Origin of the sequence: Halorientalis pallida, from assembly GCF_049605515.1 — an archaeon.
Classification (GTDB): domain Archaea; phylum Halobacteriota; class Halobacteria; order Halobacteriales; family Haloarculaceae; genus Halorientalis; species Halorientalis pallida_A.
Genome location: NZ_CP187158.1, coordinates 545320 through 561187 on the forward strand (window position 1 = coordinate 545320; position 15868 = coordinate 561187).

Sequence of the window (15868 nt, forward strand, 5' to 3'; positions counted from 1 at the left end):
TTCCCCCGCAAGTGCAACTCCGCGGACCAGTCGTCGAGGTCGGGGACGCCCGAACTGTGGAGACCAGTCGGGGGACCAGCGACCTCGCCGAAGTTCGGATGCGGCCCGACGGCGGGCAGGCCGAGGCCGTGACGGTCACGCTCTGGGGGAAGTGGACCGAAACCGCCGAGTGCCTCGACCCCGGGATGGAACTGCTCGTGACCAACGTCGAGGAAGACGAGTTCCGTGGCGAGATCCAGTACGCCACCCAGCGGGAGTCGATGGTCGTCGTCGAACCCGGTTTTCTGGTCGACGTGACCGACGTGCGCTCGTGGGTGCAGTGTCCCCGGATGTACTATCTCAACAAGCTCTCCGGGCTGGAACTGGCGTACCCCGTCGTCAAGGGGACTATCGTCCACGAGGTGTTCGGCGACCTCCTCCGTGGCCGGGACCTCGACGAGGCTATCGACGAACACGTCGCCGAGGCCGGTCTCGAACTCGGCCTGCTGGACAAGGACCCCGAGGCAGTCGCCGCCGAGGTCAGGGACCACGCCAGCGCCATCGAGGGGTGGCTCCAGCAAGGGACGCTGACCGACACCGATCAGTGGCGCTCCGAGCAGACGCTCGTCAGCGAGACGTACGGCCTGAAGGGGCGGGCCGACGCAGTGCGGCGTGGCGGACCGGTCGAACTCAAGACCGGGAAGAACACCAAACGGGAGCCCAGATTCCAGGACAAGATTCAGGCGGCCTGTTACGCCCTCCTGCTGGGCGAGCAGGCGGTGGTCGATGGCGCGGCGACCGCCGCGGATGGCGGTCAGGGCACCGTTCCGGACGGTGACCACGCCGCCGAAGCCCCCGACACGGGGACACTGCTCTACACGAAGAACGCCGCCGTCGAGCGGACCGAGGAGACGGGCGACCTCTCGCCGGCCAAGGAGTTCTCGCTCGGCCCCGGACTCCTGAAATTCGTCGTCCGCACGCGCAACGAGATCGCGGCGATGGAACACGACATGAGCGTGCCGACGGGCTTCGAGGCCGACGCCAAGTGTGAGTACTGCTTCGAGCAGGACACCTGCATGGCCGTCTCGGGCCGGCTCGATCAGGAATCGAAGGCCGGCCAGGTCGGCAGTCCGATCCCCGAGGACGAACGGGCGTACTTCGACCGGTTCTACCGGGCCATCGAGGCCGAGCGCCGGGCGGTCCACCGCGAGTACACGAAACTGTGGCGCCAGAGCGGGGAGGAACGGGCCGACGACGACCGCGCGCTGATCGACCTCGAACCCATCGGCCGGACAGAGCGCGACGGCGGCCGCTGGGAACTCCGGGCGAAGGGGACCGGTGCAGTCTCGAAGATCCGGGAGGGCGACGTGGTACTGGCCAGCGACGGCCACCCGGTCCGCGGCCGGGCGGAGCTGGCCCGCGTCGAGCAGTTGGGGGAGGAGGTCGTCGTCACCACGGACGAACCCGTCGAGTTGCGGCGACTCGACGTGTACCCCTCCGAGATCGGCACCGACCGGATGCTCACCGCGCTCCACGACGCCGTCCTCAAGCAGTCACCGGAGAAGAAGGCGGTCCTGTTCGGCCGCCGCGAGCCCGAATTCGGCACGGACGATACCGTCTACATCGACAACAACGAGGCCCAGAACGAGGCGGTCTCGCTGGCGGTCCGGGCCGAGGACGTGGCGCTGATCCACGGCCCGCCCGGCACCGGGAAGACCTACACGCTCGCCCGGACCGTCCGCGCGCTCGCGGCACGGGGCGAGCGCGTTCTGCTGACGGCCTTCACCAACCGCGCGGTCGACAACGCCATCGAGGCCCTGGAGGAGCAGGGATTCGAGGACGTCGTCCGGGTCGGCACCGAGACGGGTGTCCGGCCGGACATGCAGGCGTACCGGCTCCCGGACAGCGGCGATCCGCAGGCGCTCGCGGGGCAACTTCGGGACGCCTCGGTGGTGGCGGCGACCACTGCGTCCTGTGGCTCGACGGTGATGCGCGAGCAGTCCTTCGAAGTGGCGCTGGTCGACGAGGCCGGGCAGTTGACCGAGCCGGCCACGCTGGCGGCGGTCTCGCTGGCCGACACGTCCGTCCTCGTCGGCGATCACCAGCAACTCCCGCCCGTGGTGCAGGCCGCGGAAGATGACGGAGAGGGGGCGGCCGCGCCCCTCCAGACCTCGCTGTTCGAGCGGTTGATCGAGGAGTATCCCGACGCAGGCGTCATGCTCGACCGCCAGTACCGGATGTCCCAGCGCATCCAGGCCTTCGCGTCCCGCGAGTTCTACGACGGCCAACTCCGTCCCGCGACCGGCGAGGTGGCGAGCCAGCGCATCGACGATCTCCCGGGGGTAGAGATGGACGCCCTGCCCCCGAAGCTTCGGGATTCCGTGGCGTTCGTCGACCCGGACGGGCAGGCCCGGGGCAACACGAACCCCGTGGAAGCCGAGGCGGTGGTCGAGACCGTCCAGTCCTACGTCGATGCGGGCGTGCCGCCAGAAGGAATCGGCGTCATCGCCCCCTACCGCGCGCAGGTCGCGGAGATCAACAAGCGCGCGCCGGCCGGCGTGACCGTCGACACCGTGGACCGGTTCCAGGGTTCCTCGAAGGAGGTCATCGTGGTTTCGTTCGTCGCCACTGACTCGCTGGACGGCCCCATCTTCGAGGACTACCGGCGGATCAACGTCGCACTGACACGGGCGAAGAAGTCGCTCGTCCTCGTGGGCGACGCCGACGCGCTCGGCACCGATCCGGTCTATGGCCGGATGGTCGAGTGGGCGCGGTGACGCCGGTAGGCTCTTTTCGCTGACCCACCCAGACTCGGCCATGTCCTTCACGCTCCCGCTGGGCGACTCGGAGATCTCGGTCTCGCTCCCGGATTGCGACGTGACTGTCGCCGAACCGCCGGGCGGCGAGGCGGTCGACGTACGGGCGGCGGCCGAGCGCGCCGTGGCCGACCCGCACGGCCCCGAACTCGCACGACTCGCGGACCCGGACGACCTCGTGACCGTCGTCGTGACCGACGTGACCCGCGCGACGCCCGACGACGTACTCGTGGACGTACTGCTCGCGGAACTCCAGCGGGCAGGCGTCGCCCGCGAGCAGGTCACCGTCCTGCTCGGCCTCGGGCTCCACCGGCCGATGACCGACGAGGAGATCGAGGCGGGTCTCGGCGACCACGCAGACCTCGCGACGAATCACGACCCCGAGGAGACCGTACAAGTCGGCTCCGTCGACGACTGCCCGGTCGAGGTTCACGAGCGAGTCGCGGACGCCGACCTCGTGGTCTCGACGGGGATGGTCGAACCCCACCAGTACGCGGGCTTCTCCGGCGGTGCCAAGACGGTCGCCATCGGTGCCGGGAGCGAGTCGCTGATCCGGTACACTCACGGTCCGGCGATGCTCGCCAGCGAGGGCGTTCGCCTCGGGCGGGTCGAAGACAACCCCTTCCGCGAGGCCGTCGACCGTGCCGGCGACGAGATCGGGCTGGACTTCTGTCTGAACGTGACCCACGGCCCGTCGGGCTTTCTGGGGGCGAGTGCGGGCCAGCCGCGAGCGGTCGTTCGGGACCTCGCCTCGGTCGGCCGTGAGGCCCTCTCGGTGCCGGTAAGCCGAGACTACGACGCCGTGATCGCGGGCGTCGGCGCGCCGAAAGACGCCAACCTCTACCAGACGACGCGGGCGGCGACCTACGTGGTGCTGGGCGACCGCAACCCGCTCCGCGAGGGCGGGCGGGTCGTAATTCCGGCCGCGCTCCCCGAGGGTGCGGGGGAGGGGACCGGCGAACGCCGGTTCTACGACCGCCTCGGCGGTGCCGAGAGCGCCGCCGCGCTCTACGACGAGATGCGGGCCGGCTACGAACCAGGCGCACAGCGCGCGTTCGTCGTCGCGCGGGCGCTCCGGGACCACGACATCGTCGTGACCGACAGCCGGCATCCCGAAATCGTCGACGACTGTCTGATGCAGGCTCGCGAGTCCGTGGCCGATGCCGTCGACCCCGGCAGTGACGTGCTGGTCGTTCCCGACGCGCTAGACACGCTGTTGGTCGAGAGCGACGATTGAGTCCCGCGTCGTGGATCGAACGTGCCGCTCGACTGAACACTTATGTGCCACACCAGCGTAGTATCCCACATGATCCGCGGTGCCCTCCAGCGACTCGGCATCCGCCTCGGACTCGCCGACGCGACCGGGAGCGACGACTCGGACGACCCGGACCAGTCCCGATTCGTCCCGTCGGCCCTCGACGCCTCCGTGCGGTACGCTCACGGTGGTAGCAACACCGGGCTGGAGTCGGAGATCGCACAGATGGAGGAGAAAGCACGCGTCCTCGAAGACCAGCGACGGGACCAGTGACGCGCCGCGCCGAATTCTAGAACGAATCCGACACGAGTCCGGACCGACCCTGCCCCCATCCGAAAGGGAGTTCGGACCGATCTTGAAAAATTGTCTTTAGTTGAAACGTTCTCGATCCGACTGCAACATGACGGACGACAGGCTCACGCGACGGCGGATGGTGCAGGTGACGGGTGGCATCGCTGCGGTCGGCTTCGCCGGCTGTCTCGACAGCGGCAGTGGTGACGGCGGCACACCCACGGACGGGGACGGCAGCATGAACACCGACGAGGCCACGATGGACGGCGGGACGACCGAGGACGGAATGACGGACGACGGCGAGATGTCCGACGGTGGCATGGACGGCGGAACGGACGAGGACACGATGGACGATGGAATGACCGAGGACGGAATGAACGACGACGAGATGGCCGACGATGGGATGTCCGGTGGAGGGATGGACGACAGCACGACAGAGAGCGGGACGGATGGTGGCGGAATGACGGACGATGGCAGCGCGTCCGATGCCACCACGACCGAGGGCAGCATGTCCGGCTGACGGGGCCACGACGCTCGACTCGACCGGAGTGTGTCGGCTGTGCTAGCCGTTCGGCTAGGCGGGTCGCCTATTCCGGCGGAATATCCGCGGGTAATCGCCGGCTATCCGGGATAAGGTCCGGTTTCGCCCGGTCAGGTCTGGCGGCCGAGATCGACGGGGGCGTCCGACTGGAGCCACGCGCGGGTGTTCTGGGAGTCGTAGATGACGACAGTACCGTCGGGAGCCTCCTCCTCGACGAACCGACCTTGATTTTCTCTTTGCTGCATCACTCGGGGGTAACAGACGGTGCCTATATGAGCTTAATCGGGGATTTCGCGACACGTCGACGGGATGACGTTGCCGGGGCCCCACCGATACCGGCCGGGGTAGCGTCCGCTTTCCCCGCTCTGGGCCGGTCGGTGCCCGTCGGTGTCACCGGAGGTGAACGTTACCGCGCTCACCCGCCGGTCGTCACGCTCCGTTCCTCGCCGATCTCGTCGAGGACCCGTTCGTGGAACTCCTGGAGGACCTGACTCTCGTCCTCTGCCAGGACCACGTCCGAGGCCATCAGCGTCGCGAGTCCGAACGCCCGCGGGGTGGGCGATTCGACCCGCCGGGTGACGACCTCGACCTCGCCCGCCTGGAGGGCTCCGAGGACGTCCTCGATGGCCTCGACGTTGAGCTTGTCCGCGAGTATCTCCCGGTAGGTCTCCTCCATCACGGCGAAGTTCGGGAGGTCCTCGGCGAACCCGAGTAGCATGTCACTGGAGACCTGTTGCTGGCTGGCGGATTTCTCCGTTCCCTTGTACCGCTTGAGGATCATCAGCGCACGCGTCGCGTTGATTCTGAAGTAGCGTTTCAGGAGGTCCGTCCCCTCCAGGCTCGCCCTGAGGTCACCGCGGACCGCCGCCGGGTCGACGTCCTCCAGCAGGCCCGCGAGGTCGACCTTCCGGTTGAGCGGCATCGACAGGGTAAAGCCGTGATCCGCGACGGCGACCTGGACGTTGGCGTTGGCGGTCTGGGCCACCCGGTAGGCCAACAGGCGCGAGAGGCCGTCGTTGAACCGCCGGCCGTAGTTGGAGTGGACGTAGTAGTGGCGTTCGTACGATTCCCGGTCCATCTCGGTCTCGATCACGAGCCGTCCGTCCGTGCTGACGCTCTCGGGACCGGCGTACTCGACCTGTTCTTCGAACATCCGCGTGATGGCGCGCACGCTGTCGTCCGACAGCGGGAACTCACGGAGCCAGCGCCGGACGGCCGCCGGACCGCGGTCGGTCAGTCGATCCACGAGGTCCCGCTGGAAGGCGAGAATCTCCCGACCAAGGTCGTAGGAGAGCGGGAGGCGTTCGGAGAACCACGACGGCACGGTCGGCCGGGCGTTCGTCCGGTCGACGTACACCTTCGAGCCGCGGCGGTACTTGAACTCGAAGTTGCTCCCGCCGAGGACGAACACGTCGCCGGATTCGAGGGTGTCCAGATACTCCTCGTCCAGCTGGCCGACCCACTCGTCGCCGTTCCGGGTGATCACGTCGCAGGTGAACGAGTCCGGAATCGTCCCGATGTTGGTCATGTAGATGACCCGCGCGAGGCGGCCGCGCTTCCCGATCAGCGGTTCGCCGACCGGGAAGTCGTCGTAGTGGTACTCGCCGTCGGGCGGATCGTTCTCGTCGCGCCACACCTTCGCGTACACGTTCCGGTCTTCGAGTCCGTCGTAGTCGGCCGTCAGGTACCGCAGGAGTTGCTCCCAGTCCTCGTCGCCGTACTCGCGGTACGGGTAGGCCCGCCGGAGGATGCTCTCGATCTCGCGTTCGGGTCGGGGACCGTTGATCGCCATGCCGTAGACGTGCTGGGCGGCCACGTCCTGGGCGTTCTCGGGGACGAACACGCGGTCGACGAACCCCTCCTCGGCCTTTTTCAGCATCACCGCACACTCGACGAGTTCGTCCCGATCCAGCGCGACGACGCGTCCGGTCACGGTCTCGCCCAGCTGGTGGCCGGCGCGGCCGACCCGCTGGAGCAGGGCGGCGACGGATTTGGGAGAGCCGACCTGCACCACCAGATCGAGGTCGGGCATGTCGATCCCCAGTTCGAGGCTGGTCGAGGTGGTCACCACGTCCAGCGCGCCGTCTTTGAGCATCTCCTCGACGCGCTGGCGCTCCTCGGTCGAGAGACTGCCGTGGTGACAGCCCGAGTTGGTCTCGTCGTAGCCGTCGTAGCGCTCCCGGAGGTTCTGGAGGACGCGCTCGGCCCCCGACCGCGTGTTCGTGAACACGAGCGTCGTCGTGTGATCCCCGATCAGGTCGTGGAGTTCCCGGTAGAACCGGTCGGTGATCAGGTCCCGCGGGGTGTTGATGAGGTCGTCGGTCGGGCAGGTCAACTCCACGTCGAACTCGCGGACGAACCGCGTGTCGACGATCTCGTAGTCCCGGGGGTCGCCACCGGGTTCGGCCTGGCCGACCAGGAACTCCGCCATCGTATCGAGCGGTTCCACCGTCGCCGAACAGCCGATCCGCGTCGGGGAAGTCTCGGCGAGTGCCTCCAGTCGCTCCAGCGACACCGAGAGGTGGGTGCCGCGTTTGTTCTCGGCGAGGCTGTGGATCTCGTCGACGACGACGTACTCGACAGTTCTGAGTTTCTCGCGGAACTTCGGGGAGTTGAGCAGGATGGCCAGCGTCTCCGGCGTGGTGTTGAGGATGTGTGGCGTCTCCTCCAGCATCTTCTGGCGCTCGCTGTCGGGCGTGTCGCCGTGGCGGATCGCGTGGCGGATCTCCACGTCCTCGCCACGTTCGTCCAGTTTCTCGGTGATCCCGTCGAGGGGGACCTCCAGATTCCGGTGGATGTCGTTGGCCAGTGACTTCAGCGGGGAGACGTAGAGACAGTAGACGCTGTTGTCGAGGCCCGCCGCGCGATCTCGGCGGAACAGTTCGTCGATGATGCCGGTGAAACTCGCCAGCGTCTTCCCGCTGCCCGTCGGCGACGCGACGAGCGCGTTGGTCCCCTCGTGGATCAGCGGGATCGCCTCCTTCTGTGGCGGCGTGAAGTACCCGCCGTTCCGGGGGACGTACTCGCCGAACTGCTCGATCCACCACTCACGAACCACGGGTTCGAGGGAATCCAGCACGTCGGCGTCGTCGATCTCGACGGCCGCGGGATCGAAGTCGACGGACTCGCCAGCCAGTCGCTCGCGCTCTCCCATCCTGACACCCCTTAGGGCGAGGCTCCCAAGTCGGTTGTGACCGCACGGTGAAAGTGAAACCGCCGTCGCGGGAGACCGACAGCGGGCAGACGCGTGAACGATCTCTAACCTTAATGATCGTTTAGCAAAGATATGTGGTCGGTCGGCGAGGTCTCACAGTATGCTCATTCACAAACGGTGTTCGGTCTGCCACGACGACGTGGGGTCGGACGAGGCGACGATCTGTGACGCCTGTGGCGACGCGATCCACGAACAGTGTGCCAGCTACGAACAGCGGTTCAACTGCCCGGAGTGTGCCGACGAACTGGAGGTCGGTGCCGTCGACTTCTGAGGCCGGCCGTGGCCGGCAGACCCGGAACTCGGTCCCGGCTCTTTTTGGGGTGCGTGCCGACGAGCAGATATGCGCGTCACCTTCCTCGGAACGGGGAGCGCCATGCCGACGGGCGAGCGCTTCCAGACCGGTATCCTGCTCGAAGCCGCGGGGGATCGGCTCCTGGTCGATTGCGGGAGCGGCGTAGTCCACGCCCTCGCAACCACCGACGTGGGGTACGAAGGGGTCGATACCGTCCTCCTGACCCACCACCACCTCGATCACGTCGCGGACCTCCTGCCCCTGCTGAAGGCCCGCTGGCTGGCGGGTGCGGAGTCCCTGGAGATCGTCGGCCCGCCCGGGACGCCCGAACTCGTCGAGGACCTGCTTTCGGTCCACGAGTACATGCAGGATCGCATCGACCTCACCGTGCGGAGCGTCGACGCCGACGACTCCTTCGACGCCGCCGGTTTCACGGGCACAGCGATGGAGACCCGCCACTCCATGCCCTGTCTCGCCTACCGTCTCTCCCACGACGACGAGGGCGACGACGACACCGAACCACCGGTCTTCGGCTACAGCGGGGACAGCGAAGCCTTCCCCGAACTGATCGACTTCTTCGACGGCGCGGCCGTCGTGGCCCACGACTGTTCGTTCCCCGACGACGTGGACGTGTCCAACCACCCGACCCCGGCCTCGCTGGGCGCGGCACTCGCGGGCGCGGACGCCGACATCGGCCGCGTCTACCTCACCCACCTGTACCCCCACACCGAAGGCAACCACGAGGCGATGCTGGAATCGCTGACCGACCAGTACGACGGCGACGTACGGTTCGCCCGCGACGGGCTCTCGTTCGAGATACGATAACGCACCTCGAACCATACAGAAGGCGACATTGTGTGGATCGTTACCATTCTCTCGGGCGCGCTCGATATATCAGGTGTGATAACTGCGCCGTGTCGTATTTATTCGGGAAAGTGATCCGGGCGCGTAATGAGTGATAGTCTGCAGTCCGGCAGTGACGTGTCAGATTTCGATACTATTTCGGAATCGGATCGACGCGGTGTCGACGGCGGCAGTCTCGCCGCCGATATCGGCCTCGACGAGGCGGAGATCGACTGGCGCAAGGAGTTTACCGCCTTCGACGCGGACACCGCCGCGACGCTCGAAGGGATGCGCGGGCTCTTCGAGGACTGTGCCGACGACCTCGTCGACGAGTTCTACGATCACCTCACGGACTACGAGCGGACGGTCGAGATCTTCGGCCGGTCAACCAAGACCGTCGAGCAGTTGAAGACGACACAGCGCGAGTACCTCCTCGGTCTCGGACAGGGTGAGTACGGCCAGGACTACTTCGAGGGCCGCGCCCGGATCGGGAAGCTCCACGACATGCTCGATCTCGGTCCCCGCGTCTACCTCGGCGCGTACTCGATCTACTACCGGGGGCTCCTCTCCGAGATCGGCGAACAGGCGAAGGAAAACGCCACGACGGCCGGCGACGCCGAGGTCGAGGCCGCGGTCGAGGACGCCGTCGACGAGGTCGTCGAGCGGACGCTCGCGCTCACGAAGATCATCAACCTCGACCAGCAGGTAGCGATGGACACCTACATCCACTCCTACAACGAGCAGGCCGAGCGCGAGGCCGAGCGCAGACGCCGGCAGTCCCGGAAAGTCAGCGACGAGGTCGAAGCACCGCTGACCGATCTGGCGGCGACCGCCGACCAGGTATCGGAGAACGCGGACGACATCGACGCGCTCACCACCGAACAGAGCGAGAACATGGACACCATCGCCGCCGAAGTCTCCGACATGAGCGCGACAATCGAGGAACTGGCGTCGACGGCCGATCAGGTGAAAGCCACGAGCGACGAGGCCGAACGCCGCGCCGAGACGGGCCAGGCGTCGGCCAGCGACGCCATCGACGTGATGGAAGACGTGAGCGAGTCCGCCGACACCGTCGCCGAGGACCTCGACGACCTGCGCGAGCGCGTCCGGGAGATCGACGAGATCGTCGACGTGATCGACGACATCGCCGACCAGACGAACATCCTCGCGCTCAACGCCTCCATCGAGGCCGCACGGGCCGGCCAGGCCGGTGAGGGCTTCGCCGTCGTCGCCGACGAGGTGAAGAATCTGGCCGAAGAATCACAGGAGAACGCCGCGGAGATCGAGGCCATGGTCGACCGGATCCAGGCCGACACCGAGGAGACCGTGGCGGGACTGGCCGAGACGAACGACCGCGTCGAAGAAGGGATCGAGGCTGTCGAGGCCGCGATGGCCGACCTGGAGGAGATCGCCGAGGCCGTGACCGAAGCGTCCCAGGGCATACGCGAGGTCTCGGACGCGACGGACGACCAGGCGGCCAGCGCCGAGGAGATCGCCAGCATGGTCGACGAGGCCGTCGAACGGGCCCGCGACGTGTCGACCGCCGCCGACGACATCGCGGCCGCGACCGGCACCCAGGCCGAGCGCGTCGGCGAGATCAACGACGCCGTCGGTCGACTCACCGACGACGCCTGATCACACCCGATCCAGCGTGATCCGGAAGTCGGCCCCGCCGCGCTCGCTCTCTGTCACGTCGATGTCCCCACCGTAGGACTCGGTGAGCGCCTTCGCGAACCCGAGGCCGAACCCGGTCCCGTCGCTGTCCTCGCTCTTGACACCCATCTCGAACAGGCGGTCGGCCACGTCGTCGGGAACCCCGCGTCCGTCGTCCGCTATCGAGACCGTCACGCGGTCGTCGCTGGCCTCTATCAGGCGGATTCGGACGCGGACCTCGCCCTCGTTGTGGACGGCTGCGTTCGTGAGGACGTTCGTGAACACCGAATCGAGCAGATCGCCGCCGTAGACGCGCAGGTCCACGTCGTCGGGATCGAACTCGACCGTCAGTCCCTCGTACTGGTCGCGCGCGTCCGCGACGACCGCCGACAGGATATCCGAGAGCGACCGCGGCGTCGGCTCGTCCTGTCGCTCTAGCGTGGAGACGAGGTCGCCGACGCGCCGGATCAGGTCCATCGCCCCCTCCGCGGTCCGGTGGACGCGTTCGGCGTAGTCGCTCCACTCGTCGTCGACGTTCCCTGCGATCTCGTCGGAAAAGGCCGAGATTACCTGCAGGTCGTTGCCCAGATCGTGACGCAGGAGCCGGTCGTACATCTCGACCATCTCCTTGCGCTTCTCCAGATCTCGGCGAGCGCGTTCGAGGCGCTCGCGCGAGCGGATGTTGCCGATGGCCGTCGCCGCGTGGGTCGAGAGGATCTCCAGCGGCCGCACGACCTCGTCGCCGAACTCCTGGTTCTCGACCGAGCGAGTGACGATGATCGCCACCACGTCGCTGGCGATGGTCGCGGGCACCGCCACCGTCGCGCCGACACCGTCATCGGCCTCGCCGGCGGCCTCGCCGCTCCTGATCGTCGTCTCGCCGCTCTCGTACGCCTCGTAGGCCACCGCGAGCGGTTCGTCCCCCGCCGAGACCGCCGGGTAGGTGCTGTGGACGACCCGGAGGTCCCCGTCGCGCACCTCGACGAACGTGGTGTAGGGAAAGCCAAAGAGCAGCGACACGGCCTCCAGGCTCAGTGAGACGACTTCCTCGACGGACTCGCAGTTGTTCAGCGCCTGTCCGTACTTGTTGAGGTCGGCGACCTGTGACGTGAAATCCGGCTCCTGGGAACCCATCGCTCGATCCGTACCGACTCGACCAACGGAATACCTCCTCAAAACGATTGTGACCGTAACAGATCGGAAAACGTCGCGCGGGACCGTCCCGGTCGTCCCCGCATCACTCCAGCCGATACCGAAGCACTGCCGCGATCTCTCCCAGGTTCGCCAGTTGCATCCCGGGATCGAACTCGCTGGAGAAGACCGTCACCTCGCCGCCCTGCTGTTCGACCGACTCGATCACGTCGTCCACGTCCACGTCCCACTCGCCGTCCGTGCCCCGCTCCCGGCGCAGGGCCTCGTCCAGCACGAGCAGGTGGTCGACCGCGCCGTAGTCCGCGGCCTTGGCCGTCTGTTCCGGCCCGTAGGCCGCCTTCTCGCCCTGCCCGATCTGGTCCATCAACTCGTCGATGAGGTCTGCCTCCTCGGCGATGCGGGTCTGTTCCTGCACCTCGTCGACCGCACCGCGTTTGAGGACCTCGTGGACGCCGCGGTCGCCGACGCCGCTCGTGTCCACGGTCGTGATCAACTCCGCAACGTCCGGGCTCTCGTCCTCGATGTAGTCCAGCGCGTCCTGTTTGGTGAAGCCGGGGCCGGCGAGGATGATCGCGGCCACGTCCAGTCGCGCCAGTACGTCGGTCAGGTCCGAGAACAGTTCCTCGCGGGGGCGGGCGTACTCGCCTTTCCCGGTCGGGGCGGTGATGCTCGCGCGTTCCTCGGTGCCGTACTGGGCGACGGTGTGGACGTAGGCCTGCCCCTCCTCGACGGTTGCGATGGCCACGTCGGGGTTCTCGGAGGCCTCGACGGCCTCGTTCAGCCGTTCGAGCTGGTCGGACTTCCAGCGCTTCTCGACCTCCAGTTCGTCGCGCTCCTCGACGTTGAGGGTGTGGTGGTGGCCCAGCTGGTCCTCCCGGGAGCAGTCGACGATCTCGCCGCCGACCCGGAGGCGGTTGGCGAAGCGTGCGAACTCCACGTCGTCGACCGCGAGCGTGACGTACATATGCTCGCGCTCGCCGCCCGTGTCGCGCATCTTGTCGTCGTTGCGCTGGATGCGCCGCGTCGTGTCCCCGCCGACGCGGTCGCCCGGCTCCAGGACGTAGGTGAGGTGCCACAGATCGTCGAGCGTCTCCGGGACCACGGTGATCCGCTCTTTCCCGCCCTCGACCTGCACCCGGTCGGCGATACGCATACCTGTCGGTGTGGCGCTGTCGGGTAAGTGCCCTCCGGTTTCGGCCACCGGCAAAAATCGTCCGGCGATCCCTCCCGACGGGTCAGTGCCGCGCGACCAGACTCGTCCGCTGGGTCACCGGGTCGATGTATGCCACCAGCGATTCGCCGTCGTCACTCTCGATGTCGACGACCCAGACGCTGACCTGGCGTTCGACGCCCGTTATCTCGCCGTCGCCGCGGTCGCTCTGTGCCAGCGCTTCCGCGGCGAGTTCGCGGGCGTCCGCCTCGTTCGTCACCGTCTCGTCGGACTCGGGCAGGCGGACGGTCATCACCGGACAGGCCGCGTGTCGGACGAGTCGCTCGGCGACGCTCCCGATGAGGCGACGCTGGACGCCCGACCGCCCGTGGGTGCCGGCGACGATCAGGTCGGCGTCGATCTCCTCGGCGTAGTCGATGATCCCCGAGGCCGGATCGCCCGTCTGAATCTCCGTCACCGTGTCGACGCCGTGGACCTGAGCCATCCGCTCGATGCGCTCGACCGCGCGCTCACCCTGTTCTTCCAGTTCGCTCTCCGACCCCGTGGCTTCCAGCAGCGAACTCGCCGTCTCGTCGACGACGTGGAGGACGTACACCGTGCTGCCGTACTGCTCGGCGAGGTCCAGCGCCTGCATGGCCACGTGGGCCGTCCCTGTACTCCCGTCCGTCGGAATCAGGATACGTTCGTACACAGTGAGACGAACGAGTTCGTGGCTTATATGATCGCAACCAATTTCTCAGTGGGCGGGAACTCTCCACACCGCTACACCGGCCGCGGTCGCCGGACACGCTCCCATCGCATCCCGAAAGCGCAATCCGCGAGGGACGGCTCGTGCCACACGAATGCCAGTGGCGTCGGGCGTCATCGAACGGGTCAGAACCCAGGTACGCCGCGATCTCCGTGCGGACCCCTATCTCGTCGCCGTCCTCGTCGTCGCCGCCGTCCTGGCGAGCTTCTGGGTCTGGCACCGCGCCCCCAACTTCGCCACCTGGGACGAGCGCGACCGCCTGCTCGATTCGCTGGTGGTCTACAGCTCCCTGATCGAAGACCCCAGCCTCGCCGCGCTTCGGGAATCCGTCGCCTGGGGCCGCGCTCCTTTCGGTGCCACGTTCTATCTCTACAGCCTCGCCGTCCTCCCGGTCGTCGTTCTCGCCCTCTTGCTCGGCGAGGGCGGCGCACTCGCCGGCATCCACTCGCTGAACGTCGAGTACGGCTACTTCGAGACGTGGCAGGCGACGCCGGCCTGGATCTGGACCGGGAGTCTCGTCGCCACCCGACTCGTCAACGCCTGTCTCGCCGTCGGGTCGGTCTACCTGACCTACCGCCTCGGCACCACCCTCCGGGACCGCGCGACCGGCCGCCTGGCCGCCGCCCTCCTCGCAGTCACCTTCGGCCTCGCCATGCTCGCCCACGAGGCTGGCGAGGACGTGCCCGCCCTGTTCGCCCTCCTGCTCTCGCTGTACCTGCTCGTCCGATACGTCCGGACCGGCTCACGCCGCCGGTTTCTGGAGGCCAGCGCCGCCGGCGGCCTCGCCGTCGCGTTCAAACTCACCGCCGGCCTGCTCGTCCCCGTGATCGGCCTCGGCTATCTGCTCCGCGCTCGGCGCGAGCACCGACCCCTCGCCGCGGCGCTCCGGCGACCGCACCTCCTCCTCGGTGGCGCGGCGACCGGCGCTGTCGTGATCGCGCTGGGCTTCCCGACACTCCTCGTGGGGCACGTCGATCCCGTCGTCGAACGCTTCGTCGGGCAATCGGCGGGCCGCGCCAGCGTCGCGCTCGGTCCCACCGCGCCCGCCTGGTGGTGGTTCCTCCGCGGCTACCTCGCCAGTTTCGGCCTCCCGCTCACCGTCGCCGGGATCGCCGGTGTCCTCGCGAGCGCCGCCGCGCTCCGCCCGGACTCGGGCGACGATACCACCGACCGCGACGCGCGAATCCTCGTTCTCGCCCTGCTCGCCGCCTTCCTCGCCGTCCTCTCGGGCTGGCACGACTTCCGCCCGCACCACCTGCTCCCGACGCTTCCCCTCGTCGTTCTGCTGACCGCCGACGCGCTCGCCCGGCTCCGGGATCGCCGCCCTGCCGTCGCGCGGCCGCTGATCGCCGTCCTGCTCGTCACCACCGCCGCCTTCGCCGGCGTCGGCGTCGCTGGCTACGCCACCACGCCGCGGGACGCCGCGACCGACTGGCTCGACCGCACCGCCCCCGAAAACGCCACCATGGCCACCTACCACCACGGGTTCGACGAGACCGCCGTCCCCCACGGCATGGCCGTCGCCCACCGCTGGGGTCCCGCCAGCCACGAAGACCGCAACGTCACCTGTCCCCGGTACGTGCAGCTCTCCTACGAGAACCTGCTGTACCTCCAGAACCGGCCCCGCGCCCAGCGCGAGGCCGGCGTCCGCCGGAACGTCTCCCGCCGCGCCGCGTACGTTCGCGGCCTGCTGGCGGGCGAGTACGCCTACGAAATCGCCGCCGAGTTCGGCCCCCGCCCGCCGAACTACGTTCCCCAGCGACCGACGCCCGGCTCGCTGGTCGACATCCTCCCGATGGGGATCACCCCCCGCAACGACTTCTACGGCGACGAGCAGGAACTCGGCCCCGGCCAGTACGTCGTGATTCTGGAGCGGGACGGGGCGTGTTCGAAGGACGTGCCGGGGTGGTAGA

General features: G+C 67.9%; 13 protein-coding genes. 8 read left to right on the forward strand and 5 right to left on the reverse strand.

The window, feature by feature from the left end; translation table 11 throughout:
* The first annotated feature begins 11 nt into the window (after positions 1–11).
* The 4 genes from ACOZ4N_RS04410 to ACOZ4N_RS04425 all read left to right on the forward strand — a co-directional run bounded on the left by ACOZ4N_RS04410 (position 12) and on the right by ACOZ4N_RS04425 (position 4861).
* On the forward strand, positions 12–2756 hold the full coding sequence (locus tag ACOZ4N_RS04410; RefSeq protein ID WP_424018727.1) for an AAA domain-containing protein: 2745 nt from the start codon (positions 12–14) through the stop codon (positions 2754–2756).
* A 40-nt stretch (positions 2757–2796) separates the two neighbouring features.
* Positions 2797–4032 carry a lactate racemase domain-containing protein gene (locus tag ACOZ4N_RS04415; RefSeq protein ID WP_424018728.1) on the forward strand — a complete coding sequence of 412 codons (1236 nt, stop codon included), beginning with the start codon at positions 2797–2799 and terminating at the stop codon, positions 4030–4032.
* 69 nt (positions 4033–4101) lie between these two features.
* Positions 4102–4323, forward strand: coding sequence for a hypothetical protein (locus tag ACOZ4N_RS04420; RefSeq protein WP_424018729.1), 222 nt, complete (start codon positions 4102–4104; stop codon positions 4321–4323).
* A gap of 127 nt (positions 4324–4450) precedes the next feature.
* Entirely contained in the window at positions 4451–4861 is a 411-nt protein-coding gene (locus ACOZ4N_RS04425; RefSeq protein WP_424018730.1) for a hypothetical protein, read from the forward strand.
* A 131-nt stretch (positions 4862–4992) separates the two neighbouring features.
* On the opposite strand, the gene ACOZ4N_RS04430 is transcribed toward ACOZ4N_RS04425, so the two are convergent.
* A complete protein-coding gene (locus ACOZ4N_RS04430; protein ID WP_424018731.1) occupies positions 4993–5127 on the reverse strand; it encodes a DUF7331 family protein in 135 nt (44 codons plus the stop codon).
* Between the two features lie 170 nt (positions 5128–5297).
* Positions 5298–8036, reverse strand: coding sequence for an ATP-dependent helicase (locus ACOZ4N_RS04435; protein WP_424018732.1), 2739 nt, complete (start codon positions 8034–8036; stop codon positions 5298–5300).
* A 160-nt stretch (positions 8037–8196) separates the two neighbouring features.
* Between ACOZ4N_RS04435 and ACOZ4N_RS04440 the strand changes: the two genes are divergently transcribed.
* The 3 genes from ACOZ4N_RS04440 (at position 8197) to ACOZ4N_RS04450 (ending at position 10866) form a co-directional block, all read left to right on the forward strand.
* The gene (locus ACOZ4N_RS04440) at positions 8197–8367 is read left to right on the forward strand and encodes a hypothetical protein (RefSeq protein ID WP_424018733.1); all 171 of its coding nucleotides are present in this window, start codon (positions 8197–8199) and stop codon (positions 8365–8367) included.
* 69 nt (positions 8368–8436) lie between these two features.
* Positions 8437–9213: an MBL fold metallo-hydrolase gene (locus ACOZ4N_RS04445; protein WP_424018734.1), complete on the forward strand. Its 777-nt coding sequence runs from the start codon at positions 8437–8439 to the stop codon at positions 9211–9213.
* Positions 9214–9339: 126 nt separating this feature from the next.
* Positions 9340–10866 carry a globin-coupled sensor protein gene (locus tag ACOZ4N_RS04450; protein ID WP_424018735.1) on the forward strand — a complete coding sequence of 509 codons (1527 nt, stop codon included), beginning with the start codon at positions 9340–9342 and terminating at the stop codon, positions 10864–10866.
* Here the strand turns inward: ACOZ4N_RS04450 and ACOZ4N_RS04455 are convergent, their stop codons facing one another.
* From ACOZ4N_RS04455 to ACOZ4N_RS04465, 3 genes are all read right to left on the reverse strand, one after another.
* A complete protein-coding gene (locus ACOZ4N_RS04455; RefSeq protein ID WP_424018736.1) occupies positions 10867–12018 on the reverse strand; it encodes an ATP-binding protein in 1152 nt (383 codons plus the stop codon). It abuts the gene before it with no gap.
* Positions 12019–12121: 103 nt separating this feature from the next.
* A complete protein-coding gene (locus tag ACOZ4N_RS04460; protein ID WP_424018737.1) occupies positions 12122–13189 on the reverse strand; it encodes an mRNA surveillance protein pelota in 1068 nt (355 codons plus the stop codon).
* An 82-nt stretch (positions 13190–13271) separates the two neighbouring features.
* Positions 13272–13898, reverse strand: coding sequence for a universal stress protein (locus ACOZ4N_RS04465; protein WP_424018738.1), 627 nt, complete (start codon positions 13896–13898; stop codon positions 13272–13274).
* A gap of 151 nt (positions 13899–14049) precedes the next feature.
* Between ACOZ4N_RS04465 and ACOZ4N_RS04470 the strand changes: the two genes are divergently transcribed.
* Entirely contained in the window at positions 14050–15867 is a 1818-nt protein-coding gene (locus ACOZ4N_RS04470) for an ArnT family glycosyltransferase (RefSeq protein ID WP_424018739.1), read from the forward strand.
* Position 15868 lies beyond the last annotated feature (1 nt).